The 21,105-nt window shown below is 60.8% G+C and carries 19 protein-coding genes; 7 read left to right on the plus strand and 12 right to left on the minus strand.

Translation table 11 applies throughout. The annotated features are described in order from the left end of the window. Positions 1-4: 4 nt before the first annotated feature. The 4 genes from BUA38_RS22400 to BUA38_RS22415 are packed head-to-tail and all read right to left on the minus strand — an operon-like array spanning position 5 to position 5,128. Positions 5-1,732 (minus strand): FAD-dependent oxidoreductase, encoded by a 1,728-nt coding sequence (locus BUA38_RS22400; protein ID WP_072821276.1) that lies wholly within the window; start codon positions 1,730-1,732, stop codon positions 5-7. A gap of 11 nt (positions 1,733-1,743) precedes the next feature. Further along, positions 1,744-3,633 carry a TRAP transporter large permease subunit gene (locus BUA38_RS22405; protein WP_083588043.1) on the minus strand — a complete coding sequence of 630 codons (1,890 nt, stop codon included), beginning with the start codon at positions 3,631-3,633 and terminating at the stop codon, positions 1,744-1,746. Positions 3,634-3,644: 11 nt separating this feature from the next. Further along, positions 3,645-4,655 (minus strand): TRAP transporter substrate-binding protein, encoded by a 1,011-nt coding sequence (locus BUA38_RS22410; RefSeq protein ID WP_072821278.1) that lies wholly within the window; start codon positions 4,653-4,655, stop codon positions 3,645-3,647. Between the two features lie 23 nt (positions 4,656-4,678). After that, positions 4,679-5,128: a type II 3-dehydroquinate dehydratase gene (locus tag BUA38_RS22415; RefSeq protein ID WP_072821280.1), complete on the minus strand. Its 450-nt coding sequence runs from the start codon at positions 5,126-5,128 to the stop codon at positions 4,679-4,681. Between the two features lie 218 nt (positions 5,129-5,346). Here BUA38_RS22415 and BUA38_RS22420 point away from each other — a divergent pair, with 218 nt between their 5' ends. Further along, the gene (locus tag BUA38_RS22420) at positions 5,347-6,036 is read left to right on the plus strand and encodes a hypothetical protein (protein WP_072821282.1); all 690 of its coding nucleotides are present in this window, start codon (positions 5,347-5,349) and stop codon (positions 6,034-6,036) included. A gap of 248 nt (positions 6,037-6,284) precedes the next feature. Then, positions 6,285-7,268 carry an ABC transporter substrate-binding protein gene (locus BUA38_RS22425; protein ID WP_072821284.1) on the plus strand — a complete coding sequence of 328 codons (984 nt, stop codon included), beginning with the start codon at positions 6,285-6,287 and terminating at the stop codon, positions 7,266-7,268. Between the two features lie 30 nt (positions 7,269-7,298). Here the strand turns inward: BUA38_RS22425 and BUA38_RS22430 are convergent, their stop codons facing one another. The 5 genes from BUA38_RS22430 to BUA38_RS22450 all read right to left on the minus strand — a co-directional run bounded on the left by BUA38_RS22430 (position 7,299) and on the right by BUA38_RS22450 (position 11,959). After that, positions 7,299-8,459 carry an IS30 family transposase gene (locus tag BUA38_RS22430; protein ID WP_072821286.1) on the minus strand — a complete coding sequence of 387 codons (1,161 nt, stop codon included), beginning with the start codon at positions 8,457-8,459 and terminating at the stop codon, positions 7,299-7,301. Positions 8,460-8,597: 138 nt separating this feature from the next. Beyond that, entirely contained in the window at positions 8,598-9,173 is a 576-nt protein-coding gene (locus BUA38_RS38220) for a DUF5681 domain-containing protein (RefSeq protein ID WP_072821288.1), read from the minus strand. Next, a complete protein-coding gene (locus BUA38_RS22440) occupies positions 9,170-9,733 on the minus strand; it encodes a DUF5681 domain-containing protein (protein ID WP_072821290.1) in 564 nt (187 codons plus the stop codon). Before BUA38_RS22440 ends, BUA38_RS38220 begins: the two co-directional genes overlap by 4 nt. Further along, complete coding sequence (locus BUA38_RS22445; RefSeq protein ID WP_244553022.1) at positions 9,730-11,055, minus strand: site-specific DNA-methyltransferase; 1,326 nt, start codon at positions 11,053-11,055, stop codon at positions 9,730-9,732. The genes BUA38_RS22440 and BUA38_RS22445 overlap by 4 nt, the downstream gene beginning before the upstream one ends. 496 nt (positions 11,056-11,551) lie before the next feature. Further along, a complete protein-coding gene (locus BUA38_RS22450) occupies positions 11,552-11,959 on the minus strand; it encodes a RidA family protein (RefSeq protein WP_197685868.1) in 408 nt (135 codons plus the stop codon). Positions 11,960-12,209: 250 nt separating this feature from the next. Between BUA38_RS22450 and BUA38_RS22455 the strand changes: the two genes are divergently transcribed. From BUA38_RS22455 to BUA38_RS22475, 5 genes are read left to right on the plus strand one after another with little or no spacing between them, the layout of a single operon-like run. Further along, positions 12,210-13,070, plus strand: a complete 861-nt coding sequence (locus BUA38_RS22455; RefSeq protein WP_072821294.1) for a branched-chain amino acid ABC transporter permease — start codon at positions 12,210-12,212, stop codon at positions 13,068-13,070. Further along, positions 13,067-14,098, plus strand: a complete 1,032-nt coding sequence (locus tag BUA38_RS22460; RefSeq protein ID WP_072821296.1) for a branched-chain amino acid ABC transporter permease — start codon at positions 13,067-13,069, stop codon at positions 14,096-14,098. The genes BUA38_RS22455 and BUA38_RS22460 overlap by 4 nt, the downstream gene beginning before the upstream one ends. Next, on the plus strand, positions 14,095-14,874 hold the full coding sequence (locus BUA38_RS22465) for an ABC transporter ATP-binding protein (protein WP_072821298.1): 780 nt from the start codon (positions 14,095-14,097) through the stop codon (positions 14,872-14,874). The genes BUA38_RS22460 and BUA38_RS22465 overlap by 4 nt, the downstream gene beginning before the upstream one ends. Next, positions 14,867-15,565: an ABC transporter ATP-binding protein gene (locus tag BUA38_RS22470; RefSeq protein WP_083587700.1), complete on the plus strand. Its 699-nt coding sequence runs from the start codon at positions 14,867-14,869 to the stop codon at positions 15,563-15,565. The genes BUA38_RS22465 and BUA38_RS22470 overlap by 8 nt, the downstream gene beginning before the upstream one ends. Before the next feature lie 30 nt (positions 15,566-15,595). Continuing rightward, on the plus strand, positions 15,596-16,873 hold the full coding sequence (locus BUA38_RS22475; RefSeq protein WP_072821302.1) for an ABC transporter substrate-binding protein: 1,278 nt from the start codon (positions 15,596-15,598) through the stop codon (positions 16,871-16,873). A gap of 73 nt (positions 16,874-16,946) precedes the next feature. On the opposite strand, the gene BUA38_RS22480 is transcribed toward BUA38_RS22475, so the two are convergent. The 3 genes from BUA38_RS22480 to BUA38_RS22490 all read right to left on the minus strand — a co-directional run bounded on the left by BUA38_RS22480 (position 16,947) and on the right by BUA38_RS22490 (position 21,103). Further along, complete coding sequence (locus BUA38_RS22480; RefSeq protein ID WP_072821304.1) at positions 16,947-18,665, minus strand: tannase/feruloyl esterase family alpha/beta hydrolase; 1,719 nt, start codon at positions 18,663-18,665, stop codon at positions 16,947-16,949. A 371-nt stretch (positions 18,666-19,036) separates the two neighbouring features. Next, positions 19,037-20,293, minus strand: a complete 1,257-nt coding sequence (locus tag BUA38_RS22485; protein ID WP_156898660.1) for an MFS transporter — start codon at positions 20,291-20,293, stop codon at positions 19,037-19,039. 57 nt (positions 20,294-20,350) lie between these two features. Further along, on the minus strand, positions 20,351-21,103 hold the full coding sequence (locus tag BUA38_RS22490) for an SDR family oxidoreductase (protein ID WP_072821306.1): 753 nt from the start codon (positions 21,101-21,103) through the stop codon (positions 20,351-20,353). Positions 21,104-21,105: the final 2 nt, after the last annotated feature.

Here is a 21,105-nt window from a genome sequence, read left to right on the forward strand (position 1 = left end):
CGCCTCAATCAGTCGGTATCTGGTAGTTGTCCAAAGCGCCCGCGGCATCCATTGCCGCGCGCCAGGCGAAGACGATCGCGGGCCCGATCATCGTTCCCGGCCCTGGATACGTTCCTCTGAAGATGGAGGCAGCATCGGTACCGGCCGCGTAAAGCCCCCGGAGTGGTGCCCCATCAGACCGCAGTACGCGGCCGCGGGAGTCGGTGCGTAACCCCGCGCTGCTCGCGAGATCGGCGGGCCAAACTGCGACGGCGCAATAGGGACCGAGACCAATCTTCCTCAGGCATGGATTCGGCTTGTTCAATGGGTCGCCGTTGAACTGATTAAGCGCGCTCGTTCCGCGGCCGAACTCCTCGTCGACACCGGTCTCGGCATAGCTGTTGTAACGCTCGATTGTCCGTGAAAGGGCTTCACCGTTCACGCCGATCTTCGTCGCGAGACCCGCGATCGTGTCACCCTCGATCAGATACCCAGCCTCGATAAAGCGGCGCAGATCGCGGGTGCCGGGATGAACCAAGCCGACTCCGTAATCGTCGATAAAACTCCGGTCGCAGACAAGGTACGATGGCACGCTTGCAGGCGACCGGTCCGACCGGAGCATTGCCTCTACGAAGTCGTGGTAGGAATCGGCCTCATTGACGAAACGCCGACCGCTTGCATCGACGGCTAGCAGTCCCGGCTTCGCGCGATCCAGCATGATGTGCGGAAAGACAGAGAGGTGGCCGTCGAGCTGTTTCATCACCGAGCAAGGCATCCAGAGCGCGGGACTCTGTAACTTGCGGTCGATTTCTCCGGATGCGCGCTCGCCGGCGAGGATGCCATCGCCGGTGTTAGATTCCGGAGCGAGCGAGTAACGGCGAGCGCTTTCGGGAAGGAAGCGATTGCGCAATTCCTCGTTCCAGCCGATCCCTCCGGTCGCCAGCACGACACCATTTCGCGCGCGCACTCTCACGTCGCCAGCAGGCGTCGACAGGACGGCGCCCACGATCCTGTCGCCGATGCGGACCAATTCCGTGAGCGCGGTCCCGTATCGGATTTCGACCGACAATCGCCTGAGGTCGTTGAGCAGTCGTCCGACCAACGCGTTGCCCATGATCAGACGTGTCCCGCGCGTGAAGGAGAGACGGTCCCATACGTGCCTGCCGATCAGCTTGACGACATGTCGGAAGTTGCTCCACGTCCGGAGCGGCGAAACTAGAGGCTCGATGTCGTACTTTCCGACCATCATGCCACCAAGCACCATGAACTCGCGACGTGGCGGACGTACGCGATCGAAGTCGCAGCCGAGCTGTCTTCCGTCGAAATGTACTGCGCCGAGCGCGCGCCCACCGACGGCCGCTCCGGGTAAATTCCGGTAATCCGGGTGAACCGGTGGTGACGTGAAGACGACGCTGCTCCTCCGTTCGAGGTAGTCCAGCACAACCGGACCCGAGGCGAGGAACGCCGACAATCGTTCGTCGCCCATGTCCCCGCCCAGCATCCCGCCGAGATAGATCTTCGCAGCGGCGATCGAGTCAGGGACGCCGGCCCTCTCGCTCTGATGGCTTCCCGGGATCCAGACCGATCCGGCGGAAGTTGCCGTCGTGCCGCCGACCTTTTCGGACTTCTCGCAGAGAATGACATTCAATCCTTCGAGGGCACCGACGAGCGCAGCCGTCATGCCGGCTGCGCCGGCTCCGACCACCAGGAGATCCGTCTCGCTGTCCCAATGACGATCGTTGGCTAACAGCATGGCACCTCGTTCTAGAGAAATCCGATCGAGATCCAGGGCACGAAGGCCACCAGCAGCAGCCCGATCAGGAGGGCGACAATGTACCCGGCGATCGGCTTGAGTCCTTCGTCCGGATGCACCTTGCTGATTGCACAGGCGGCATAGTAGCCGACGCCGAAAGGTGGCGCGAACAACCCGACACCCATCGCGAGGATGATGACCATAGCGTAGTGCACTTCGTGCACGCCGACCTGCCTGGCGATCGGAAACAGCAGCGGGCCGAACAGTACGACGGCCGGAATACCCTCGAGCACGCTACCCAGCACTACGAACGCCGCGATCGAAACCAGGAGAAATGTCGGAACGCCGCCGGGCAGGCCTGCCATCGCTCGAGCGAGATCGCGCGAGAAGCCGGATTGCGTCAGCGACCAGGCCATGCCGGTCGCGGCGCCGATGATAAGAAGGATCGCGCCCGATAGAGCTGCGGTCTCGACCAACATCGGGTAGATCCGCTGCCAGTCAAACCGGCGGTAGATCAGAAGGCCCGCGAGCGCGGCATATGCAATTCCGATCGTAGATACCTCGGTCGCGGTCGCTACTCCCTCGATCACCGCGCCGCGGATGATGAACGGAAGGGCGATGGCGGGCAGCGCGATGACGAAGGTCCTACCGATTTCTCGCATGGATGCCCGAGACACGTGCGAAAGATCCTCGCTGCGATTCCGGCGCCACACGACGACGCAGAGGATAGCGCCGACGACGATGCCTGGCAGCAGTCCTCCCGTGAACAGCGCTGCGATCGAAACGCCGGTGACCGATCCGATTGTAATTAGAACGAGGCTAGGAGGGATCGTTTCCGTCTGTGCGCCGGTGGCAGATAGGAGCGCGACCAGTTCCCCCGGCTTCGATCCCCGAGCCTTCATCTCCGGAAAGAGAGCAGGTGCGATTGCGGCCATGTCGGCCGCTTTCGATCCGGAGATGCCAGAGACCAGATACATCGCGCCGATCAACACGTAGGAAAGACCGCCTCGCACGTGCGCGAGCAAACTGGCCAGAAAATTGATCATGGCCCGCGCCATTCCCGTCATTTCGATCAGAAGTCCGAGGAAGACGAACAGCGGAACGGACAGCAGGATGAGATTGGAGATGCCTTCTTCGATCCGCCCGACGACCACGACAATGGGGGTTTGCGTGGTCAGAGCCTGATAGCCGAACGTGGCAAGCCCAAAGGCGAACGCAATCGGTACGCCTGCGAAGACCAGGCAGGCCACGATGCCGACGAAGAAGATCAGGAGATTGAGATTGCCGAGGTTCTCCAAAGTAGGTTGCTGCAGGCATAGTCCGCCCACCATTACAGCGGTGACAATCAACGCGCCCATCACGTGGCGCCAATTGCCCACGGCGAGCAGCCTTACGACGCCGACCGCCGTCATGACCGCGAAGCCGACGGGCAGCGCGGTTGCGCGCCAGGCGTCTGAAATTTCCATCGCCGGTGTTGTGACAGGCAGTTCGTCCGCAGCGAAATCGTATGCAGATGGGAGAATTAGCAGCAAGAACGACAGCCCCGCGACGATCGCGACCACGTCCAGGGTAGCTCGCATCGGCGGCGAGAGCATGCCCACGAGCGCCGTCATACGCATGTGTTCGGAGCGGTGCAGAGCTATCGCAGATCCCAGCATCGCTAGCCAGAGAAACAAGGTCGACGCCAGTTCATCCGACCAGATGATCGGATGATGGAACACATATCGGGACGCGACGCCGCCGAGCAGCACGAACACTTCGACGATGACCAGGACCGCCGTCGGCACGGCGATGATGATCCCCAGCGCGCGATCGATTTTTCGCAGCGCGCCACCGGAGCGGGTTTGCGGAGCGACCTCCGAGGGGATCGGAGGACTACCTGATGCTGCTGCGGTGGCCATCATGATGCGGTTCAGGCGAGACTCCCGGAATACTTTTCCAGCACGGCCCAGGCTTCCGGGCCGTATTTCTGCTTCCAGTCGGCGTAGAATCCGGCCTTGGTCAGCAACTGCCGGAATTGCGCCTTGTCGGGACGATTGAACACGAGCCCCTTCGCCTTGAGACTGCTCTCGAGATCGACGTTAAGCCGCTCGGTCTCTGTCCGTTGCTTGACCGTAGCCGTTTCGAAGGACTTCGTGATCAGAGCGAGATCGTCCGCGGCAAGCGACTTGATCCGCTTGCCGTTGGCGATGATCCACAGGCCATCCCACATGTGTTCCGTGATGGAGCAGTATTTCTGGACTTCGTAGTATTTGCCCGACTCGATGATCGTGAGCGGATTCTCCTGTCCATCGACAATCCTGGTCTGGAGCGCGGAATACAGTTCGTTGATGGTGATCGAAGTCGGCGAGGCGCCCAATGCCGTGAAAAGCGAGACCCAGACCGGGCTTGGCGGGACACGCATCTTCATGCCCTTCAGATCGTCGACGGAAGCGATCGGACGGTTGCTTGTGGTGATGTTGCGATAGCCGCTGTCGAGAATCCTGGGGAAGGCATAGATGCCCACCTTGTCCAGCCCGGCGCGGATGGCGGCTCCGAGGTCGCCATCCATCGCCTGCCAGACGTGAGCATAGTCGCTGAATGCAAACGCCATCCCGCTGATGCCGGCGATTGGCGAGACAACCTGCATCGAAATGCCGGACGCGGTCATCATGTCGATGGCGCCTGAGCGCACCTGGGTCAGCATGGCCGCGTCCGACCCGAGCTGGGCGTTCGGAAAAAACTGGATATCAATGCGGTCGTTCGACTGTTGTCGGATTTCGGCGCAGGCTGCCTCCATCGCCTTCGACGAGGGATGGCTGTCGGCAAACTGTCCGCCGACCTTGAGGTTGATTTTGCCTCCTTGTGCGATCGCGGGCGCTGCCCAGATGGCCGCCATGGAGCCGAGCGCGGTATTGCCGAATTGCCTGCGGTTGAGCATCATCTTACCCTCCCTGTTCTTATCGATCAGGCCTTGCCGGCCTTTGCGAGATCCGCGAGCGCGTCGATCGCCAACACGTAGCCGGTAGCCCCGAGGCCCGCGATCACCCCCGTGACGCCATGTGACATCAGCGACTTCTGATACATGGGCTCGCGCTTGTGGATGTTGGTGATGTGGACCTCGACCTTCGGCCCGTCGAACATCTTCAAGGCATCAAGCAGCGCTATCGAATGGAACGAAAATCCAGCCGGGTTGATCGCAACGCCGATCCTGGTGCCGCGCGCTTCGTGCAACCAATCGATCAACGCCGCTTCGGAATTCGATTGGCGGAAGTCGACCTCGAGGCCATGCTTCCTTCCTTGCTCGACGCATCTCTTCTTGATGTCTTCGAGTGTGTCGCGTCCGTAGATTTCAGGCTCGCGCACGCCAAGCAGGTTCAGGTTCGGTCCGTTCAGGACCAAAATCGTTCCCGTCATGAATGTCTCCTCCTGTCCTGCCGGCGGGCAGCGACTTCGTGAGGTCGGGTCTAATCATCTGGTGAAAGTAAAATCAACTGGTGTTTTATAATTTACTAGGTGATATTGCAACTAACAATAGGTATCCGAGCGTTGACAGCGCGCGAACTTTCACCGCCAAAGCTTTCGCCCGTGGGGTGCAGACCGCTCACTGATTCAAAGGAAAGGCAGAGATAGATATGTCGCTTCTGGGTAAGGCTGCGGTGGCCATGTGGTGGAACATCCGTCCCGACCAACGCGCGGAGTTCGGCGACTGGCATTCGCATGAACATTTTCCGGAGCGGATGAGCATCCCGGGGTTCCGGCGCGGATCGCGTTGGACGAGCACGCTCGATACCGAAGGGTTTTTCGTGCTCTACGAGCTGGAGAAATACGAAGTCCTGACGTCCAAGGGATATCTGGACAAGCTAAACGCGCCGACTCCCTGGTCGACGAAGATGATGCCGCATCACCTGAATATGGTGCGCAGCCAATGTCGGGTAGCGGCGAGCTTTGGCGGTGGCGTCGCTACGTCGCTGGCGACCATCAGGCTTTCGTCCCAATCGGGGAAAGCGGCGCCATTGCACGCAGCGCTCGGTCATCGGCTTCAGGAGTTGGCTTCGAAACCCGGTCTGGTGGGGGCGCATCTCTTGATCACCGATACGCCAAAGACAAACTCGCCAACAACCGAGCAGCAGATCCGAGGATCAGACGCAGCTGCCGACTGGATTGTTCTGCTCTCGGGTTATGACCCGGAAGTCGTGCAAAAAGTGATTGCGGACGAGTTCTCATCCCAAGCACTGCATCTGTTGGGCGCCCACGAAAAATCCACGATGGGTCGCTACAAACTCGCCTTTGCGATGACGCCTGCGGATGTGCCTGCGACATAGATCGCGCAGAAATGCCTTCTCGACTTTCGCGACGTGAATGCCCGCTAATGGCACCGAACGGACATGCCGCCATGCCCGAGCTGGGTCTGCTTCCGGGGGTAAATCGGACCTCACAATTGCGAACGCTGACTGCCGGTATTGCTGCTGAGCGGACATCGCCGAGAAAATATTTCATCGGACCACCCCCAACGCCTTCCGAGCATGGAGTTTACCGCTACACTGCGACAGCCTGATCCCTGAGGGTTGGCATGAAGCGGCGTGAGTTCATCATGCTTGTCGGCGGCGCGACAGCGGCTTGGCCGGTTACTGTCCGCGCACAGCAGTCGACAATGCCGGTGGTTGGATTTCTTAATGCGGCCTCGCCACAGGGCTATCCCCGGCCATTGTCGGCGTTCCTCAAAGGTTTGGGCGAAGCCGGTTATGTGGACGGCCGAAACGTTGTTATCCAATACCGTTGGGCGGAGGGCCACAATGAGCGGCTCCCGGCGATGGCGGCTGATCTGGTTCAAAGCCAGGTGACTGTGATTGCGGCGACCAGCACTCCGGCAGCCCTTGCGGCGAAGGCCGCGACTTCGAGCATTCCAATCGTCTTTGAAACGGGCGGCGATCCAATTCGACTCGGCCTGGTCGCCGGTCTCAATAGGCCGGGCGGCAACGTGACCGGCGCGGCTTCATTGGCTGTCGAGGTAACAGCGAAGGGACTGGAATTGCTGCACGAGTTGATCCCCTCGGCGCGCGTCATAGGTCTGCTCATCAACCCGAATGAACCTGCTGCCGCCGAGCCCCAAGAAAGGGAGGTTCTGTCGGCGGCTCGCACGTTCGCGTTAGAAGTCCATGTCCTTAATGCTGGAACCGAACGCGAGCTTGATTCAATCTTTGCCAAGCTGGTCGCTTTGCAAGCATCCGCTCTTGTGATCAGTGCGGGTGCTTTCTTCAGCAGCCATAGCAAACAACTCGCGGAACTGGCAGTCCGCCACGCGATTCCTACCATTCATACAGCGCGCGAATTCGCTACGGCCGGGGGTCTGCTGAGTTATGGATCGGACATTACGGACTCATATCGCCTCGCCGGAATCTATACGGGGCGAATCCTCAAGGGCGAAAAGCCCGCCGACCTGCCGGTTCAACAGGCAACAAAAGTGGAGCTGATCATAAATCTAAAAACCGCTAAAGCGCTTGGAATCTCGGTACCGCTGCCGATACTCGGCCGTGCCGATGAAGTGATTGAATGAATTGCTCGATGTCTGAGTTTGGCGGCGGGTTCAACCGATCGCTGCAACACATTCTGCGAACTTCTCAGCTGGAGTCTGATAGAGCAAGGTCTTTCGAGGTCTTTCATTGAGCTGCCTTGCGATTGCGCTGAGCTTGGCCTGGCTATGCACGGATAGATTGGTGCCACGCGGAAGATACTGGCGCAGCAATCTGTTGGTGTTTTCGTTTGACCCGCGCTGCCAGGGACAGCGAGGGTCACAGAAGTAGACGTCGACCTCGGTGGCTAATGTCAGGCGCTGATGATCGGCGAGCTCTTTGCCTCTGTCCCAGGTCAGCGACCGGTAAAGTTCGCTGGGCAGTCGCTGCGATTGCTTGATGAGCGCCGAGACGACGCTTTCGGTGTCCTTGTTCGCAACCTTGACCAGCATCACGTAGCGCGAATGGCGCTCGACAAGTGTTGCGACATAGCTGTTCCTCGATCCGCCGATCAGGTCGCCTTCCCAGTGGCCTGGGACCGCACGATCTTCAACAGATGCTGGTCGTTCTCTGATGGATACGGCATCCTTGATCTGGCCGAGCCCGTTCCGTTTCAGGCTGGCGTACCTGGAACGGCGGATCGTGCGTTTTGCTCTCAGGTGCTCAAGCAACTCTTTTTTCAACACGCCGCGCGCCTGAATGAACAGGCTGCGATAGATCGTTTCGTGTGACACTTGCTTTTGTGGCTCCTCCGGATATGTGCGCTTGAGCCAGCCAGCTATTTGTTCCGGCGACCATTGTCGCCGCAGCCCGATTGATACTGTTCGCCTCAAGAACGGGTGGCAAGCCAGCTTGCAAAGCTTGGGGCGCCGCGCCCGATCCCACGCGGCCTGATCTGATCCAGCAGCCCGGTAGCGGTCCGTTCCTCCGTTGCGGTTGACTTCGCGACTGACGGTCGATGCCGATCGTCCCAAGTGGCGCGCGATCGATCGCAACGAGCGGCGCATGCTGAGCCACCGAGAAATCTCCTCTCGTTCAGAAAGACTGAGCGCCCGTTTGCCACGGCGCCGATCTGGTGGACGAATGCCACCGGTTGGCGAAATCACTGAAAAGACTGACGAAGAATCCCGGTCAAATCGACGTCCGATCGAACTCATCGGCTCGCCAGCCTGCCACCGATCCCAGATCTCAGACCGCAAAGCCGCAGAATAATGGATGCGAGGTCGCCGCTTCATGTTCACACTCCATCTTTGCTAAAAGACTAGAGTGTTGCGCCGACCGGTTGAGCCCTCCGCACTTTTCCGACATGCCTGATCTAGCCGATGATGTCGGCTATTGGGGGCGAAGCGGACAAGTCGCGGCCAACTTTCGGATTATGGATTTTCGGTCCACCATTTGGGCCATCTGACCTTGTGAGGTGTGCGAGTGGCCTTCACGACGATTCGCTGATCGGTGAGACTGAGTGGCCGGGAGAGGCGGGCCAACGCTGCCTCGACGAGCCACGGTTCGAGGGCCATTCGTGCAGTCTCGCGGTAGGGATCGAGTTTCCTCGCCATTCGCAGCGGCTCAAGCGCAGGTGTGACGCTTCCGGGCGCCACACACACGTGCACGATCGCGCTGATCCGAGACTGGCCTGCGCCTCGGCGCTCCCTGGCTTCCTCGATCACGGCTAGGGATGCACGGGCTGCGGCATCGTCGCCTTCTAGCCCGCGTTTTGTGAGCTGGAGAAGGAAGGCCTCGGCTGCCGTCACCCGGCGCTCGGCTCCGTCCTCGCGGATTTTCACTGTCTGGCCTAGAACGGCCTCATAAGGCGCTTGGCGATGACGCCCGCGGGGACGACCGGTCGGATTGCCGCTCTGGCCCTTTGCAAAACGCCTCGCTCTTGGCGGCTTGCGATATCCAACGTCTCCTTGCTCGGAATTGTCTGGCAAACCGTCCTCCGACATCATGTCTCCCGTGGCCAGCGCAGACTGTCCCGATCGCGCGTGCAGCGGCGTATCTCATCACGTTCGCTGTCGGTCAGGCGATCACCGCCTCGCCTGCGGCGCAGAGCCGTCTGAACTGCCCAAGGCTCAAGCAGAAGCTGCGCCCGATCGGCGCCAATGTCCGCGCGCGCTGGGTCGAGCGCGGCGATCCCGAGAAGCAGGAGAGCGTCATCCGCGTTGTCGGGATCGGGCGAGATGTGATGTGTGATCGGGCGTGGCGAAGCTTTCGGCGTCTGCTTCGCCAGCCAGGCCTCGCGCTTCATGATCCATTTCAGAACTTCGCGCTGGGCCATGCGTTTGCCTGCCAGCGCATCGCGATAGGTCCGCTGCTGTAGCGCTTCCTCCATCGTTATCTCCCGCGTGGCGCCGCGGTCAGCTACGGTGATGGTCTTTTCTACCAAAACCTCGAACGCGGAGGATTTTGGAACATGAGACGAGGTTGGGCGTCCTTTGAGATTGCCGCTGCGGCCCTTCGGGAACCAGCCCGGGTTCGGTGCGGCACGGGAGCGGGACTTATCGCTCATGACGCCGGCTCCTCAAGACGCGGCTCGAGACCCGTCCGCGCTGACCAGCGTTCGATCGCCACATCGACGTAGGCCGGATCGATATCGAGCCCGCGGAAGCGCCGTCCGGTCCTTTCGGCTGCCATGAGCGTGGTTCCGGAACCCAGAAAGAGGTCCAGCACAAGATCGCCGTGCCGGGTTACATCCTGGATGGCGTCGGCGACCAGTCCCGTCGGCTTGACCGTCGGATGCAAGGCCAAATCCTCTCGTCGGCTCCCTCGCATGGAATTTACCGAAGCATAGTCCCAGACATTGGTGCGGTTGCGGCCATGCTTACCGAGTTCGACCATGTTGAGATGGGGCGCCGTTCCTACCCGGTAGACAAAGACGAGTTCATGCTTGGACCGGTACAACGATCCCATCCCAGCGTTGGACTTGTTCCAGATGCACAAGTTTAAAAGCCCACCATAGACCGTGCGGCCAACTGCCGAGACGTCGTCCATGTGGCGCCAGTCCATGCAGACGAAGTGGACCGCGCCATCGCGCGAGAAGCGTGCAGCTGCGCTCAGCGTGTCAGTAAGGAAGGAACGGAACTCCGCCCCGCTCATCTCACCCGAGGCCATCGCAAACTCGCGATGGCTTCCGGCGGACACCGCATGCCCCCCAATCCGGACATTGTAGGGAGGATCGAGGAAAGCCGCATCGACACGCGCCCCATCGCCGATGACCCGCCGCAGAAATTCGTCATCGCGACCGTCGCCACATCCCACCCGGTGATTTCCGAGAATCCAGATATCGCCTGGCTTCGTTCGTGGCGTTGCAGGAACCGGTGGGATAACTTCGTCATCGGGATCGGCGGCCGACGAGAGAATGACATCGATCTCGCCCGTCGAAAAGCCGGTCAGCGTGGGATCAATATCGATTTCAATCGAAGCGAGTTCGCCCAGTTCCAGCTGCAGGATTTCCAGATCCCAGCCGGCATTGAGCGCAATCTTATTATCGGCGATCCGAAGCGCTCGCTTCTGGGTGTCTGAGAGTCCCGGCAGGATGATGGTTGGAACCTCAGTAAGCCCCAACGCCCGCGCGGCCTGAAGCCTGCCATGGCCGGCGATGATATGGCCGTCGGGATCAGCAAGGATCGGATTGGTAAACCCGAACGCTTCGATTGATGCTTTGATCTGATCGATCTGGCGCTTCGGATGGGTACGGGCGTTACGTGGATCGGGAACGAGGTCGCCGACTGCGCGGTAGCTGATAGCCAGCCGCGACGCGAGTGCAATTGAGGGTGTGTTTTTCATAATCGAGATTGCGGGGTGAGAAACTAAGTTTTTCTTACCGTGCACCTCACAACCTTGCGAGAGCAGCGCTAACGGCTAGCCGAATCCAGCAGATGTTAGTTTTTACAAAAGGAGCACGCCGAAATAGCCAACGAGCGTGTCGTTTTGTTTCCGGCTGATGGTGATGCTTGAGCGGTGCGGTGCCTGGCAGGTGCTTGGCGAGACGAGGCAGTGCAATACGTGAGGCCAAGCCATTTGCGCGATTCGTCCTGGATTGTCACCTGTTACGACGTGGCAAATGTCTGATATCGCCGATCTCAAGCCCTGTTCTCGCGCTTGAATTACCTGTTTTGCGGAATAACAGGAAACTGCTTGGGCGCCCCTGTAACCGATTTGAATCTCGGTTGATTTTCTCGCGACTGGCGGCTCAGGACCCCCCGAAAGCCTGTTTTAGGCCGAAAATTCCAAAAAATTCCCTGTTCTTGAGGTGGAGACGGGTTTCGCTAGACTGCATCCGCCACCACCCAAATCAAAGACTTCCGGCCCTGCGCGGAAATCCAGTTCAAGCCAGCGCGATTGCATCGATCGCGACCAGCACGCCCGGAATGTCGGCGCCGAAACGTGCCATCGCCCGGGCCGGCTTCGCGTCGGGAAAGAACTCCGCATAGGCTTCGTTCATTTCCTTGTAGAGATCGCTGCGGGCCAGCAGCACGGTGATCTTCACCACGCGATCGAGCGAACTTCCGGCGGCCCTGAGAATTGTTTCGACATTGCGCAGCGCCTGCCGCGTCTGCTCCTGCATCGTGCTGCCCACAATCTCGGTCGGCGCGCCGCCCGGCTTGACGGGGATTTGTCCCGACACAAACACAAAGCCGTTGGCAATGACGGCGTGCGAGTACGGCGAATGCGGCGCCGGGTAGCCCGGGACCTCGACGTGGCGGATCGCACGCGGAATTTCAGATTCTGCCACCCTGCTCCTCCTGGAGTAGAACAAATGCGCAGGCACTATCGCATATTCGGTGGCCCGCCTCACCATGGGCGCAGGAAAAACGGGCTTCGCGTTGCGGCAAGACTGTCGTTTTAGGGTCCGACGGCAATCATTTCCCGCTCGCCGCCGGGTCACGAAATGCTACTCTTGGCGCGGTTGTTGCTAGGACGCTCACGGGGCGAACGGTGGTCGCAGCCGGGTTTTGCTGGGCCGCCCTTGATCGTGGTTGGCCATGAAAGACACGGTACTTCTGCTGGCGATGAACGGGCTGATCTGGGGGCTGATCATTGCCCTGATCGCGCTCGGGCTGTCGGTCATCTTCGGCCTGCTCGATATCATCAACATCGCGCATGGCGACTTCTTCATGGTCGGTACCGTGCTCGCCTGGTTCAGCCTGTCGGCGACGGGCGATTTCTGGATTGGCTTCATCGTTGCCCCCCTGATCGGCTTTCTCCTCGGCGCTGTCATTCAGCGCCTCGTCATCCAGCCGATCCACGGTTCGGCGGCGCTATCGATCGTGGCGACGTTCGGCCTCTCGCTCATCCTTCAGGAGGTCGTGCGGATGACCTTTGGCGCGACGCCGCGCCGGATATTGGCGCCGATCCAGGGCACCGTTTCGTTGTTTGGCGTCGACTACGAAATCTATCGCCTGTTCGCCGCCGCAGTAGCCATGGCGGCGCTCGCCGGCTTCTTCCTGTTTCTGCAACATACGAGGCTTGGAATCTGGATGCGAGCCGTGCGCCACGATCGCGAGACGGCGATTGCGATGGGTATCCCGGCCGGGCGCGTCTACGTCATGACCTTCGGCATCGGCTTCGCGCTTGCGGCATTTGGCGGGGCGGTCGCGTCTCCGATTACCACGGTCGATTTTCGCGGTGGCGTCGACGTGCTGCCGTTTTGCTTCATGGCGGTCATCATCGGAGGGCTCGGCAACCTGCCGGGAACGGTGGCGGCCGCGGTTCTGTTGGCGTTCATTGAGGGGCTCATCCAGAGCATGGCGAGTCCTACGATTGCGCGAATTTCTTCGCTGGTACTGATGAGCGTGGTGTTGCTGCTGCGGCCGCAGGGCCTGTTCAAGGGTTTTGTGAAATGAGCCCGCGTTCGATCCAGATCGGGCTTGCGATAGCGGCGGCGACGTTCCTGATCGCGGTGCCGTGGCTCATTCCCGTACTCGCCGACAATTTCTGGGTCAGCGTCATGACGGAGATTCTGATCTGGTCGCTGTTTGCGGCGAGCGTCAACCTGCTGTTCGGCTATGTCGGGCTTCTGTCGTTCGGGCAAGCGCTCTATTTCGGATTCGGCATGTATGGCGTGGCGCTGGGGATCGACCGCTTCGGTCTGTCGTTCTGGCCGGCTTTCGGCCTCGGCGTCGCGGCAGCGATGGCGATGGCGCTGGTCTCCGGTACCTTCGCGGTCCGGCTGAGCTGGCACTACTTCGCGATCATCACCGTGGTGTTCTCGCTGATCTTCTATTTCCTCGCCGTGTCGATGAAGCCGTTGACCGGCGGCGACGACGGAATCAACTTTTCCCTGCCGCCGGTCTTCAAGCTTGACGGCAAAATCCTCGGCCTTACCGACCCGACCTTCCAGTATTTCTTTGTGCTGGCGGTGGTTTCGCTTTGCTTCTTCCTGATGTACCGGCTGATCAACAGCCCGCTCGGCAAGAGCTTTCTGGCGATCCGGGACAACCACCTCCGCGCATCGCTGATCGGCCTCAACGTCTATATGTTGCGGCTCGTCGCTTTCGTCATGGCGGGCTTTCTCGCCGGCGTATCCGGGGCCTTGTTTGCATTCTTTGGCCGATACGCTTCCGCCAGCTACATGTTCTACCAGGTTTCCGGCGAGGCCGTGGTGTGGACCATCGTCGGCGGTGCCGGCACGATGTTCGGGCCGCTGGTCGGAACCGCCTTGTTTATCGTGATACGCGAAATCGTTTCCAGTCACTGGGAACATCACTCGCTGATCGTCGGGCTCCTGGCCATCCTGTCGGTGATCTTCGCGCCAAAGGGAATCGTCGGTCTCTGGAACGGATGGATGAGCCGGTTGGGCGAGCGTGAAGATGTCGAGCGAGAGAGTGTCAAGCCGGCCTCGCAACCGTTGACCGTACGGGCAGAGCCATGAGCGAACCGGTCCTGCGAACCGAGAATCTCGCCAAGCGGTTTGGCGGCCTTACGGCGGTCGATAATCTCAGCATCGCCATTCCGCCAGGCCGCATCCACGCCATCATCGGCCCGAACGGAGCGGGGAAGACGACGTTCTTCAACCTCGTCACCGGCATGCTCAGTCCGACCAGTGGCCGGATATTCTTTCGGGGGCACGACATCACCGGGCTCAGGCCTCATGCGATCAGCCGATTGGGAATCAAGCGAACCCTTCAGGTGAAGAGCGTTTTCCCGGAGCTTTCCGTTGCCGACAACCTCTGGGTCACGAGGCAGGCGAGATCCCGATTCCTGAATCCGTTCCGCGCTGCTGCCAGCGACAAGGAGACGCGGTTGCGGGTCGAGCAGACGCTCGAACAGACTGGCCTATCGGCGCTGGCCGCGCGCTCCGCAGGCACCTTGTCCTATGGTGACGTCGCGATGCTCGAGATCGGCATGGCCATGATCTCGGAGCCAAGCCTGCTGCTGCTGGATGAGCCGACATGCGGCATGAGCCCTGCGGAAACCAGCCGCGCAGTCGCCAAGATACGAGACCTGGCGCGCACCATCGACATCGTCATCATCGAGCACGACATGGATGTCGTTTTCGGAATTGCCGACGACATCACCGTGCTGGCGCAAGGGGCGATACTGGCCAGCGGCAATCCTGCGCAAATCGCCGGCGATGAGCGCGTCCGCGAGGCCTATCTCGGCCGGCCTGAAGATGAAGACTTCGTCGAGGAGGCCGCGCATGCTTAGCCTCCGGGACCTTCACGTCCACATGGGAAAGCTGCACATCCTCCAGGGCGTTACGCTCGAGGTGAAAGCGGGCGAGTCCGCGGCGCTGCTGGGCCGCAACGGTGTCGGCAAGACGACCACGCTGCGCGCGATCATGGGACTGGTATCGAAAACGGGCGGGACGATCCAGTTCGACGGCCTCAATCTTTCGAACTATCCGGCGCACGAGATTGCCGGCAAGGGAATTGGCTACGTCCCGCAGGGACGAGGCATTTTCCCCGGCCTTTCGGTGCTCGAGAATTTGAACATCGGCGTCAAGGGCAAGCGTGATCGTGACCGCGAGGATTATGTCTTTGCCTGCTTTCCAAGGCTCAAGGAACGATTGCACCAGCCGGGCAACACGCTATCGGGCGGCGAACAGCAGATGCTGGCGATAGGCCGCTGCCTGATGATGCGCCCCCGCCTGATCATCCTTGACGAGCCGACCGAAGGGATCATGCCGCGGCTGGTATCGCAGATCAGGCGCGAAATTCATCGCATCAATCAAAGCGGGGTATCGATCCTGTTGGTCGAACAGAATGTCGAGACGGCGCTAAAACTCTGCTCGAACGTGTTTCTGATGGAGAAGGGCGCCATCGTCCATTCGGGCACATCTCCCGAACTCAAGGCCCGACCTGAAATCGTGCATCGTTATCTCGGACTGACGCAGTAATTTCGGACATTTCAAAAGGAGGATTTGATCATGGCAAGAAAATTATCGCGCCGCAGCTTCCTCGAATGTGCGCTGGCAGGCGGCGCGGCGGCCAGCACTGCCAACCTCACGATCATGCGCGACGCATTTGCGCAAGGTTCAGGTCCGATCGTCATCGGACATCACTGCGATCTCACCGGCGCGATATCGTCATGGGGGGTGTGGCACGACAAGGCCGCCAAGGCCGCGGTTGACTTGATCAACAAGGATGGCGGGATTGCCGGGCGCAAGGTCGAACTCGTGACCGAGGATACCGAGTCCAATCCGGCGAGCGGCGCCCGCAAGCTGCGAAACCTGATCCAGCGTACCAACGCCGAATTCATCATCGGCTCGGTCCATTCCGGGGTCATGCTGGCGTCGATACCGATCGCAACCGAGCTCAAGACTATCTACTTCTCGACCGGCGAAGCCACCGAAGCGACGGGCAGCAAAGGCACGCGCTTCTCGTTCCGCACCGGTACGGATACGTATTCCATCGCGGCGGCCAGCCTGCCGTGGTGCGTCGAGAACTTGGGCAAAGCCTGGACCATCATCTACGCCGATTACGCCTGGGGACAGAGCACGGCGCAAGAATCGAAGGTCTATATCGAGCGCGCCGGCGGGAAAGTCCTCAACGCCATTCCCGTGCCGCTCGACGCCAAGGATTTCGTGCCGTATCTCGCGCAGATTTCCGCCGACACCGAGGTCCTGTTGCCGGCTTTCATCAGCTCGCTGTCGGTTGCGTTTTATACGCAGGCCAAGAGCATGGGGCTCGATAGAAAGATGAAAATGTATTCGTCGTCGGCCAGCCTTGAGACCATTGCCCCCGACGACATCAAAGGCGCCGCCGAGGGCGTCTATTTCTTCGAGACTTTTCCGCGCCAGCTCACGGCAAAGGACGACAGCTTCCACAAGGAGTTCAACAAGCTCCTCGGTATCGACGATGTCGACGCGCGCGAGATCGGGGGTAGCCGCGTCATGGACAAGAGCCACGGCTGGCAGCCCTGGGAAGATATCTTCGCGCTCAAGCAGGCGATCGAGGAATCCGGCTACAAGACGCGCAAGGATGTAGAGGGCGTCATCCGGGTGTTGGAAGGGATGAAGATGACGAATTCGCTCGCGCATCCGCAAGGCGACAAGATACTCCGCAAGGAAGACCATGTCGGAATCATCGATTGCTACATCAGCCGCGTCGAAAACGGAAAGCTCGAGGTCAAAAAGCGAATTCCAAAGGAGGAGCTCGCCAGCAACATGCCGCTCCGGCATGACCTGTCGGCGATGCCGGTGTGAGCTGCCGCGTTTGCGGGGAAGGCCCCGGACGTTCCGGGGCCTTCCGTTGCGACTGGCCGGTGGCAGGTATCGTTTATGGCCCGAACTGTTTGGCCGGCGTCTGGTTGAAGTCAGGTTCGTCGGCCACGCAGGTGAAGTTCGCCGCGATGTTGGTGCTGCCGCTGCCACTATACTTCGCGACCTTCGGATAGACGCATAGCGGCCGTGTCATCGCCACACCCAGCGACGGTGTGTCGTTGACGAACTTGGTGGCCGGGATCGTGTCCGGCGCCACGCCCTGCTCGACCCATTCGACCAGCGGGGTCAGCGCGTCGAACACGTTCGGCCCCGGTCCACCCGAGCAGTGATACATGCCGGGCACCATGAACAGACGGGCATATTTCTGCGTGTCTTTCAGCGCAGGGTCGTTGCTGTCGAAGCGCGCGGGCTGCGCAAAGGCACGGCCGTTCTGCACCAGCGCGTTGAAATAGTTGATGCTGCTTTGCGAGGGGATCAGCGGATCAGCCCAGCCATGATACATCACGAGCTTGCCGCCATGCTCGCGGAACTCGCTCAGGTCGGTGCTGGTCGCGTTCAGCACTTTCGCGAGCTGGTCGTCCACCGTGTCGACGTCCCGATTGAAATCGAAGTTGGTGAAGTTGACGGGGCTGGTCGGAATGCCGAACGCTGCGCCGTAGACCCAGTAGAACAGGCCGTCGAAGGCCGGCTCAGGCAGGTTCTCCGTAAACTCAAGGCCGAGCGCGAGGATATTGTCGGTCTCGTTGCCGCGCTCGGAGCCGGGATTGATGACTTGCTTGGTCACTGGGTCAATCGTGCCGGCATAATAGCTGCGCATCGTGGTGACCTGGTCCGCGGTGAGGCACGCCGGCGGGACGTTGCCGCCGGTGCATTGCAGGACGGCGGGATCGAAATGGCAGTCGCGCGGATCGGTCAGGAACTGATCGGTCTTGGCGCCGCCATCCTGCCCCACGCAAGCCGCGATCACGGCCTTGTTGATCAGCGTCATCTGACCGGGCTGGATGAAACGCGAGGCGTTGGCATGGGTGTTTTGCCACGACCCCAGGCCCGCCATGTGCAGGTGCGTGCGGTTGAAGGCGGCGGCTCCCGCGAGGATGCCGTCATAGTCGTGTGGGAAGCGCTGCGCTTCCATCAGCGCGTTCTGGCCGCCGGTCGAGCAGCCGGCGAAATAAGACTTCTTCGCGCGCTGCGCGTAGTAGGCGTCGGCGATTTCCTTGCCGCGCACGGTCATGAGATGGATCGCGCGGTAGCCGAAATCCTTGATCCGCTCGGGATGGCCGAACAGGCCGGTCGACGGGTTCGCCGGATCGCCGAAGTCGATGGCGAGCACATTGCCCTTGTTGCCGTCAGAGCCGCAGAACAGCGGGTTGCAGCCGGACGAGCCGGTGCCGAGATCGCTGTTGGTAGTAGCAAAACCGGCGACGATACCTTGTGCGAGTTCGCCATAGGTGATGACGCCCTGGAAGCCACCGCCGCCGGTGCCAAGGAACCGTCCGTTCCAGTTGGATTCCGGCAACCATGCTTCGATCTGGATCTGGGAGTCAGACGTCGGCGTCAGCGTTGCGGTGACGCGACAGAACGCCGGCAGGCCGGTGATCGGCGTCGAACCGGGAGGCGTAAAAGAACCGCCGGTGATGTCGGTCGCCGACGTGATCGTGGTGTGTTCGAAACTGCGGGATTGCAGATTGGTGCACGGCGTCGCCATTGCTGACGTGCTGGCAATCGCGACGAAGGCAAAGCTCAAGCCCGCGCCGACAAGATAGGGTCGATGCATGGTCGTCCTCCCTGATCATTTTGATTGTGAGAGACGCGCCGTCAAAACGACGCACCTCGCGGACAACGATGTACCTACCTGTGATAGCTGTAAAGACTCATCGCTACTTCGATCGCATCGCGTCATTTCCACGCCGCGGAAATCGTCGCAGCGATGTCATCTGTTCGTCATGCGACACGATCGGCTGCACACAGACAGATCTGCAAGTGTGGCGATGCGTGCAAATCAAAAGCCCCGGACTTTCATCCGGGGTTTATCGAAACGCAGCGCTTTTTTAAAAGGCGCTCGCCGCAATCGGCGCGATGGATGGTCGATCGCAAAATCCCCGCCTCAGCCGTGTGGCGAACTCGCGGCCAGATGGGTAGCGAATGTCAAATCCGCTCCACTAGCGGAGCGGCTTGAGCGGTTTCACCTGCGGCCTTGCCGAGCCTTGCCATCAGGACCAGTCCGGACGCGGCCGTCAGAAGCTGGGTGCCGACGAGAAGCCAGAAGCCTCGCGCGAGGTTATCGCCGGTACGGGACATCATGGCCGCGCCCATCATCATCGGCATCAGCGCCGAGGTGAGGTTGCCGATGCCGTTGATCAGGCCATAGGTGCTGCCGACGGTGCCGTCTCTGGCGACGTGCTGCACAAGGCTCGGGATCGCAGGCGCCTGAAAACCCCAACCGGCGCCGGCGAGGACGAGCGCGGAGGCCGCGACATACGGATTGTCGGCGAGGATCGCCATGGTCACACAAAGCGCGGTGGTCACGCCGCCGATCGCGAACACGACCGGCGCCTTCGATCGCGGCAGCAGATCGACGACCGAGCCGCCGGCGACGTTGGCGATGATGCCGACGAAGAAAGGAAGGCCGGCGAAGATGCTCATTTCATTGAGCGAGAAATGCCGTGCCTCCTTCAGATAGGAAGGCAGCCATGTGCTCGCGCCCCAGAGATAGCTCAGCGTGCAGATCTCGACGATGAGGATCCAGAACAAATGCGGTGTCCGTAGCGCCGCCAGCAGCAGAGAGAAGGCCGAGCTCCCGTCGCGGGTGGCCGGGCGCGTCGGCGTGGGCAACGATCGGATGAACAGTGCGATCAGCGGCAGTCCGATGGCGAGGTTGAGCACCGCCAGCGCCCAGAACGAATCGCGCCAACCGAAATGCACGATCAGGAAGTTGACGACCGAGTAGCCCGCGCCAAGGCCGATGCTGACGCCGAGCGAACTCACGGCGTTCGGCTTGCCGACTTCGTTCGGGGCGAAGTGCTCCTTGACGTACATGGTTTTCAGCGAAAACAGCGGACCTTCGGCGCAGCCGAGCAGCAGTCGCCACAGCAGGAAGACGGTGGCGCCGGCGGCGAGCGCCGAGGCGGCCGTGAAGACCGTCCACAGCAGCACGCTGATCATAAGGCTGGTGCGAACGCTCCAGCGGGATTCGAACACCGGTGTGAGAAACCATGCCGAGAGGCCGTATCCGAACAGGAACAGCGAAACCAGCCGTCCCTGCGCGACGCGGTCTCCCTCGAGCCCGAGCGTGTGGAGGAAATCCGCATTGGTGATCATCAACGACACGTTGATGCGGTCGACGTAAGCGATGCTCACGACGATCATGAGAACGATCACGCCGGCCCACCGTCTCGACTGCACGATCGTTCTCCCGTTTCGAAATGGACCAGGCGAAGGCTGGATTGCCGCGAAAAAAATTCAGTGCATCGAAAATCCGCCGTCGACGGCGAGCGCCTGTCCGGTAATGAACTTCGAATCGTCGGACATCAGGAAGGCGGCGACGCCGTCCAGATCGTCCGGCATCTGCTTGCGCTTGAGCACCTGCTTCTGCGCATAGTCGTTCCAGCGTTGTTCGGGAATGTCCTTGGTGGCTTCGCCGACCGTCAGTCCGGGCAACAGGCAATTGACGCGGATCATTCGCTCGCCAAGTTCGCGCGCCAGCGACCGCGTCATGCCGATGATGGCCGACTTGCTGGTGACATAGTGGAGCAGGCGAGGGGCGCCCCAGTAAATGGAATCCGACGAGACGGTCACGATCGAGCCGCCGTCGCGCATGATGGGCGCAATGGCGCGCACCGTCAGCCAGGTGCCGCGGACGTTGATCGCCATCATCCGGTCCCAGGCCTCGATGGTAAGCTCGTCGTAGGTCTTGCCGCCGACATTGTTGGCCCATCCGGCGTTTGCGATCAGGCCGTCGATCCCATCGCAGCCCTCGCGCGCCCGGCGCGCCATCTCGGCCACCGACCTTTCCGAGGAGACGTCGACCTGGACGAAGCGCGCATCGCCGCCGTTCGCCTTCAACGCCGTCTCCGCTTCGACGCCGAGAGCGGGGTCGATCTCCGCGATGATGACGCTTGCGCCCTCGCGGCACAGCCGATCGGCATAGGAGAAACCGAGGCCCCGTCCTGACCCGGTGATGACGATCCGCCGTCCGCTGAATCTTCCGCCCATGC

Origin of the sequence: Bradyrhizobium erythrophlei (assembly GCF_900142985.1) — a bacterium.
GTDB lineage: Bacteria > Pseudomonadota > Alphaproteobacteria > Rhizobiales > Xanthobacteraceae > Bradyrhizobium > Bradyrhizobium erythrophlei_B.

Bases quoted from the DNA above. Each gene is read 5' to 3' on its own strand.
- BUA38_RS22405 (WP_083588043.1), bottom strand. From the start codon at position 3,633: ATGGCCACCGCAGCAGCATCAGGTAGTCCTCCGATCCCCTCGGAGGTC.
- BUA38_RS22455 (WP_072821294.1), top strand. From the start codon at position 12,210: ATGAAAGACACGGTACTTCTGCTGGCGATGAACGGGCTGATCTGGGGG.
- BUA38_RS22415 (WP_072821280.1), bottom strand. From the start codon at position 5,128: ATGACGGGAACGATTTTGGTCCTGAACGGACCGAACCTGAACCTGCTT.
- BUA38_RS22490 (WP_072821306.1), bottom strand. From the start codon at position 21,103: ATGGGCGGAAGATTCAGCGGACGGCGGATCGTCATCACCGGGTCAGGA.
- BUA38_RS22460 (WP_072821296.1), top strand. From the start codon at position 13,067: ATGAGCCCGCGTTCGATCCAGATCGGGCTTGCGATAGCGGCGGCGACG.
- BUA38_RS22440 (WP_072821290.1), bottom strand. From the start codon at position 9,733: ATGAGCGATAAGTCCCGCTCCCGTGCCGCACCGAACCCGGGCTGGTTC.
- BUA38_RS22425 (WP_072821284.1), top strand. From the start codon at position 6,285: ATGAAGCGGCGTGAGTTCATCATGCTTGTCGGCGGCGCGACAGCGGCT.
- BUA38_RS22475 (WP_072821302.1), top strand. From the start codon at position 15,596: ATGGCAAGAAAATTATCGCGCCGCAGCTTCCTCGAATGTGCGCTGGCA.
- BUA38_RS22410 (WP_072821278.1), bottom strand. From the start codon at position 4,655: ATGATGCTCAACCGCAGGCAATTCGGCAATACCGCGCTCGGCTCCATG.
- BUA38_RS22470 (WP_083587700.1), top strand. From the start codon at position 14,867: ATGCTTAGCCTCCGGGACCTTCACGTCCACATGGGAAAGCTGCACATC.
- BUA38_RS22430 (WP_072821286.1), bottom strand. From the start codon at position 8,459: ATGAAGCGGCGACCTCGCATCCATTATTCTGCGGCTTTGCGGTCTGAG.
- BUA38_RS22465 (WP_072821298.1), top strand. From the start codon at position 14,095: ATGAGCGAACCGGTCCTGCGAACCGAGAATCTCGCCAAGCGGTTTGGC.
- BUA38_RS22400 (WP_072821276.1), bottom strand. From the start codon at position 1,732: ATGCTGTTAGCCAACGATCGTCATTGGGACAGCGAGACGGATCTCCTG.
- BUA38_RS38220 (WP_072821288.1), bottom strand. From the start codon at position 9,173: ATGATGTCGGAGGACGGTTTGCCAGACAATTCCGAGCAAGGAGACGTT.
- BUA38_RS22420 (WP_072821282.1), top strand. From the start codon at position 5,347: ATGTCGCTTCTGGGTAAGGCTGCGGTGGCCATGTGGTGGAACATCCGT.
- BUA38_RS22480 (WP_072821304.1), bottom strand. From the start codon at position 18,665: ATGCATCGACCCTATCTTGTCGGCGCGGGCTTGAGCTTTGCCTTCGTC.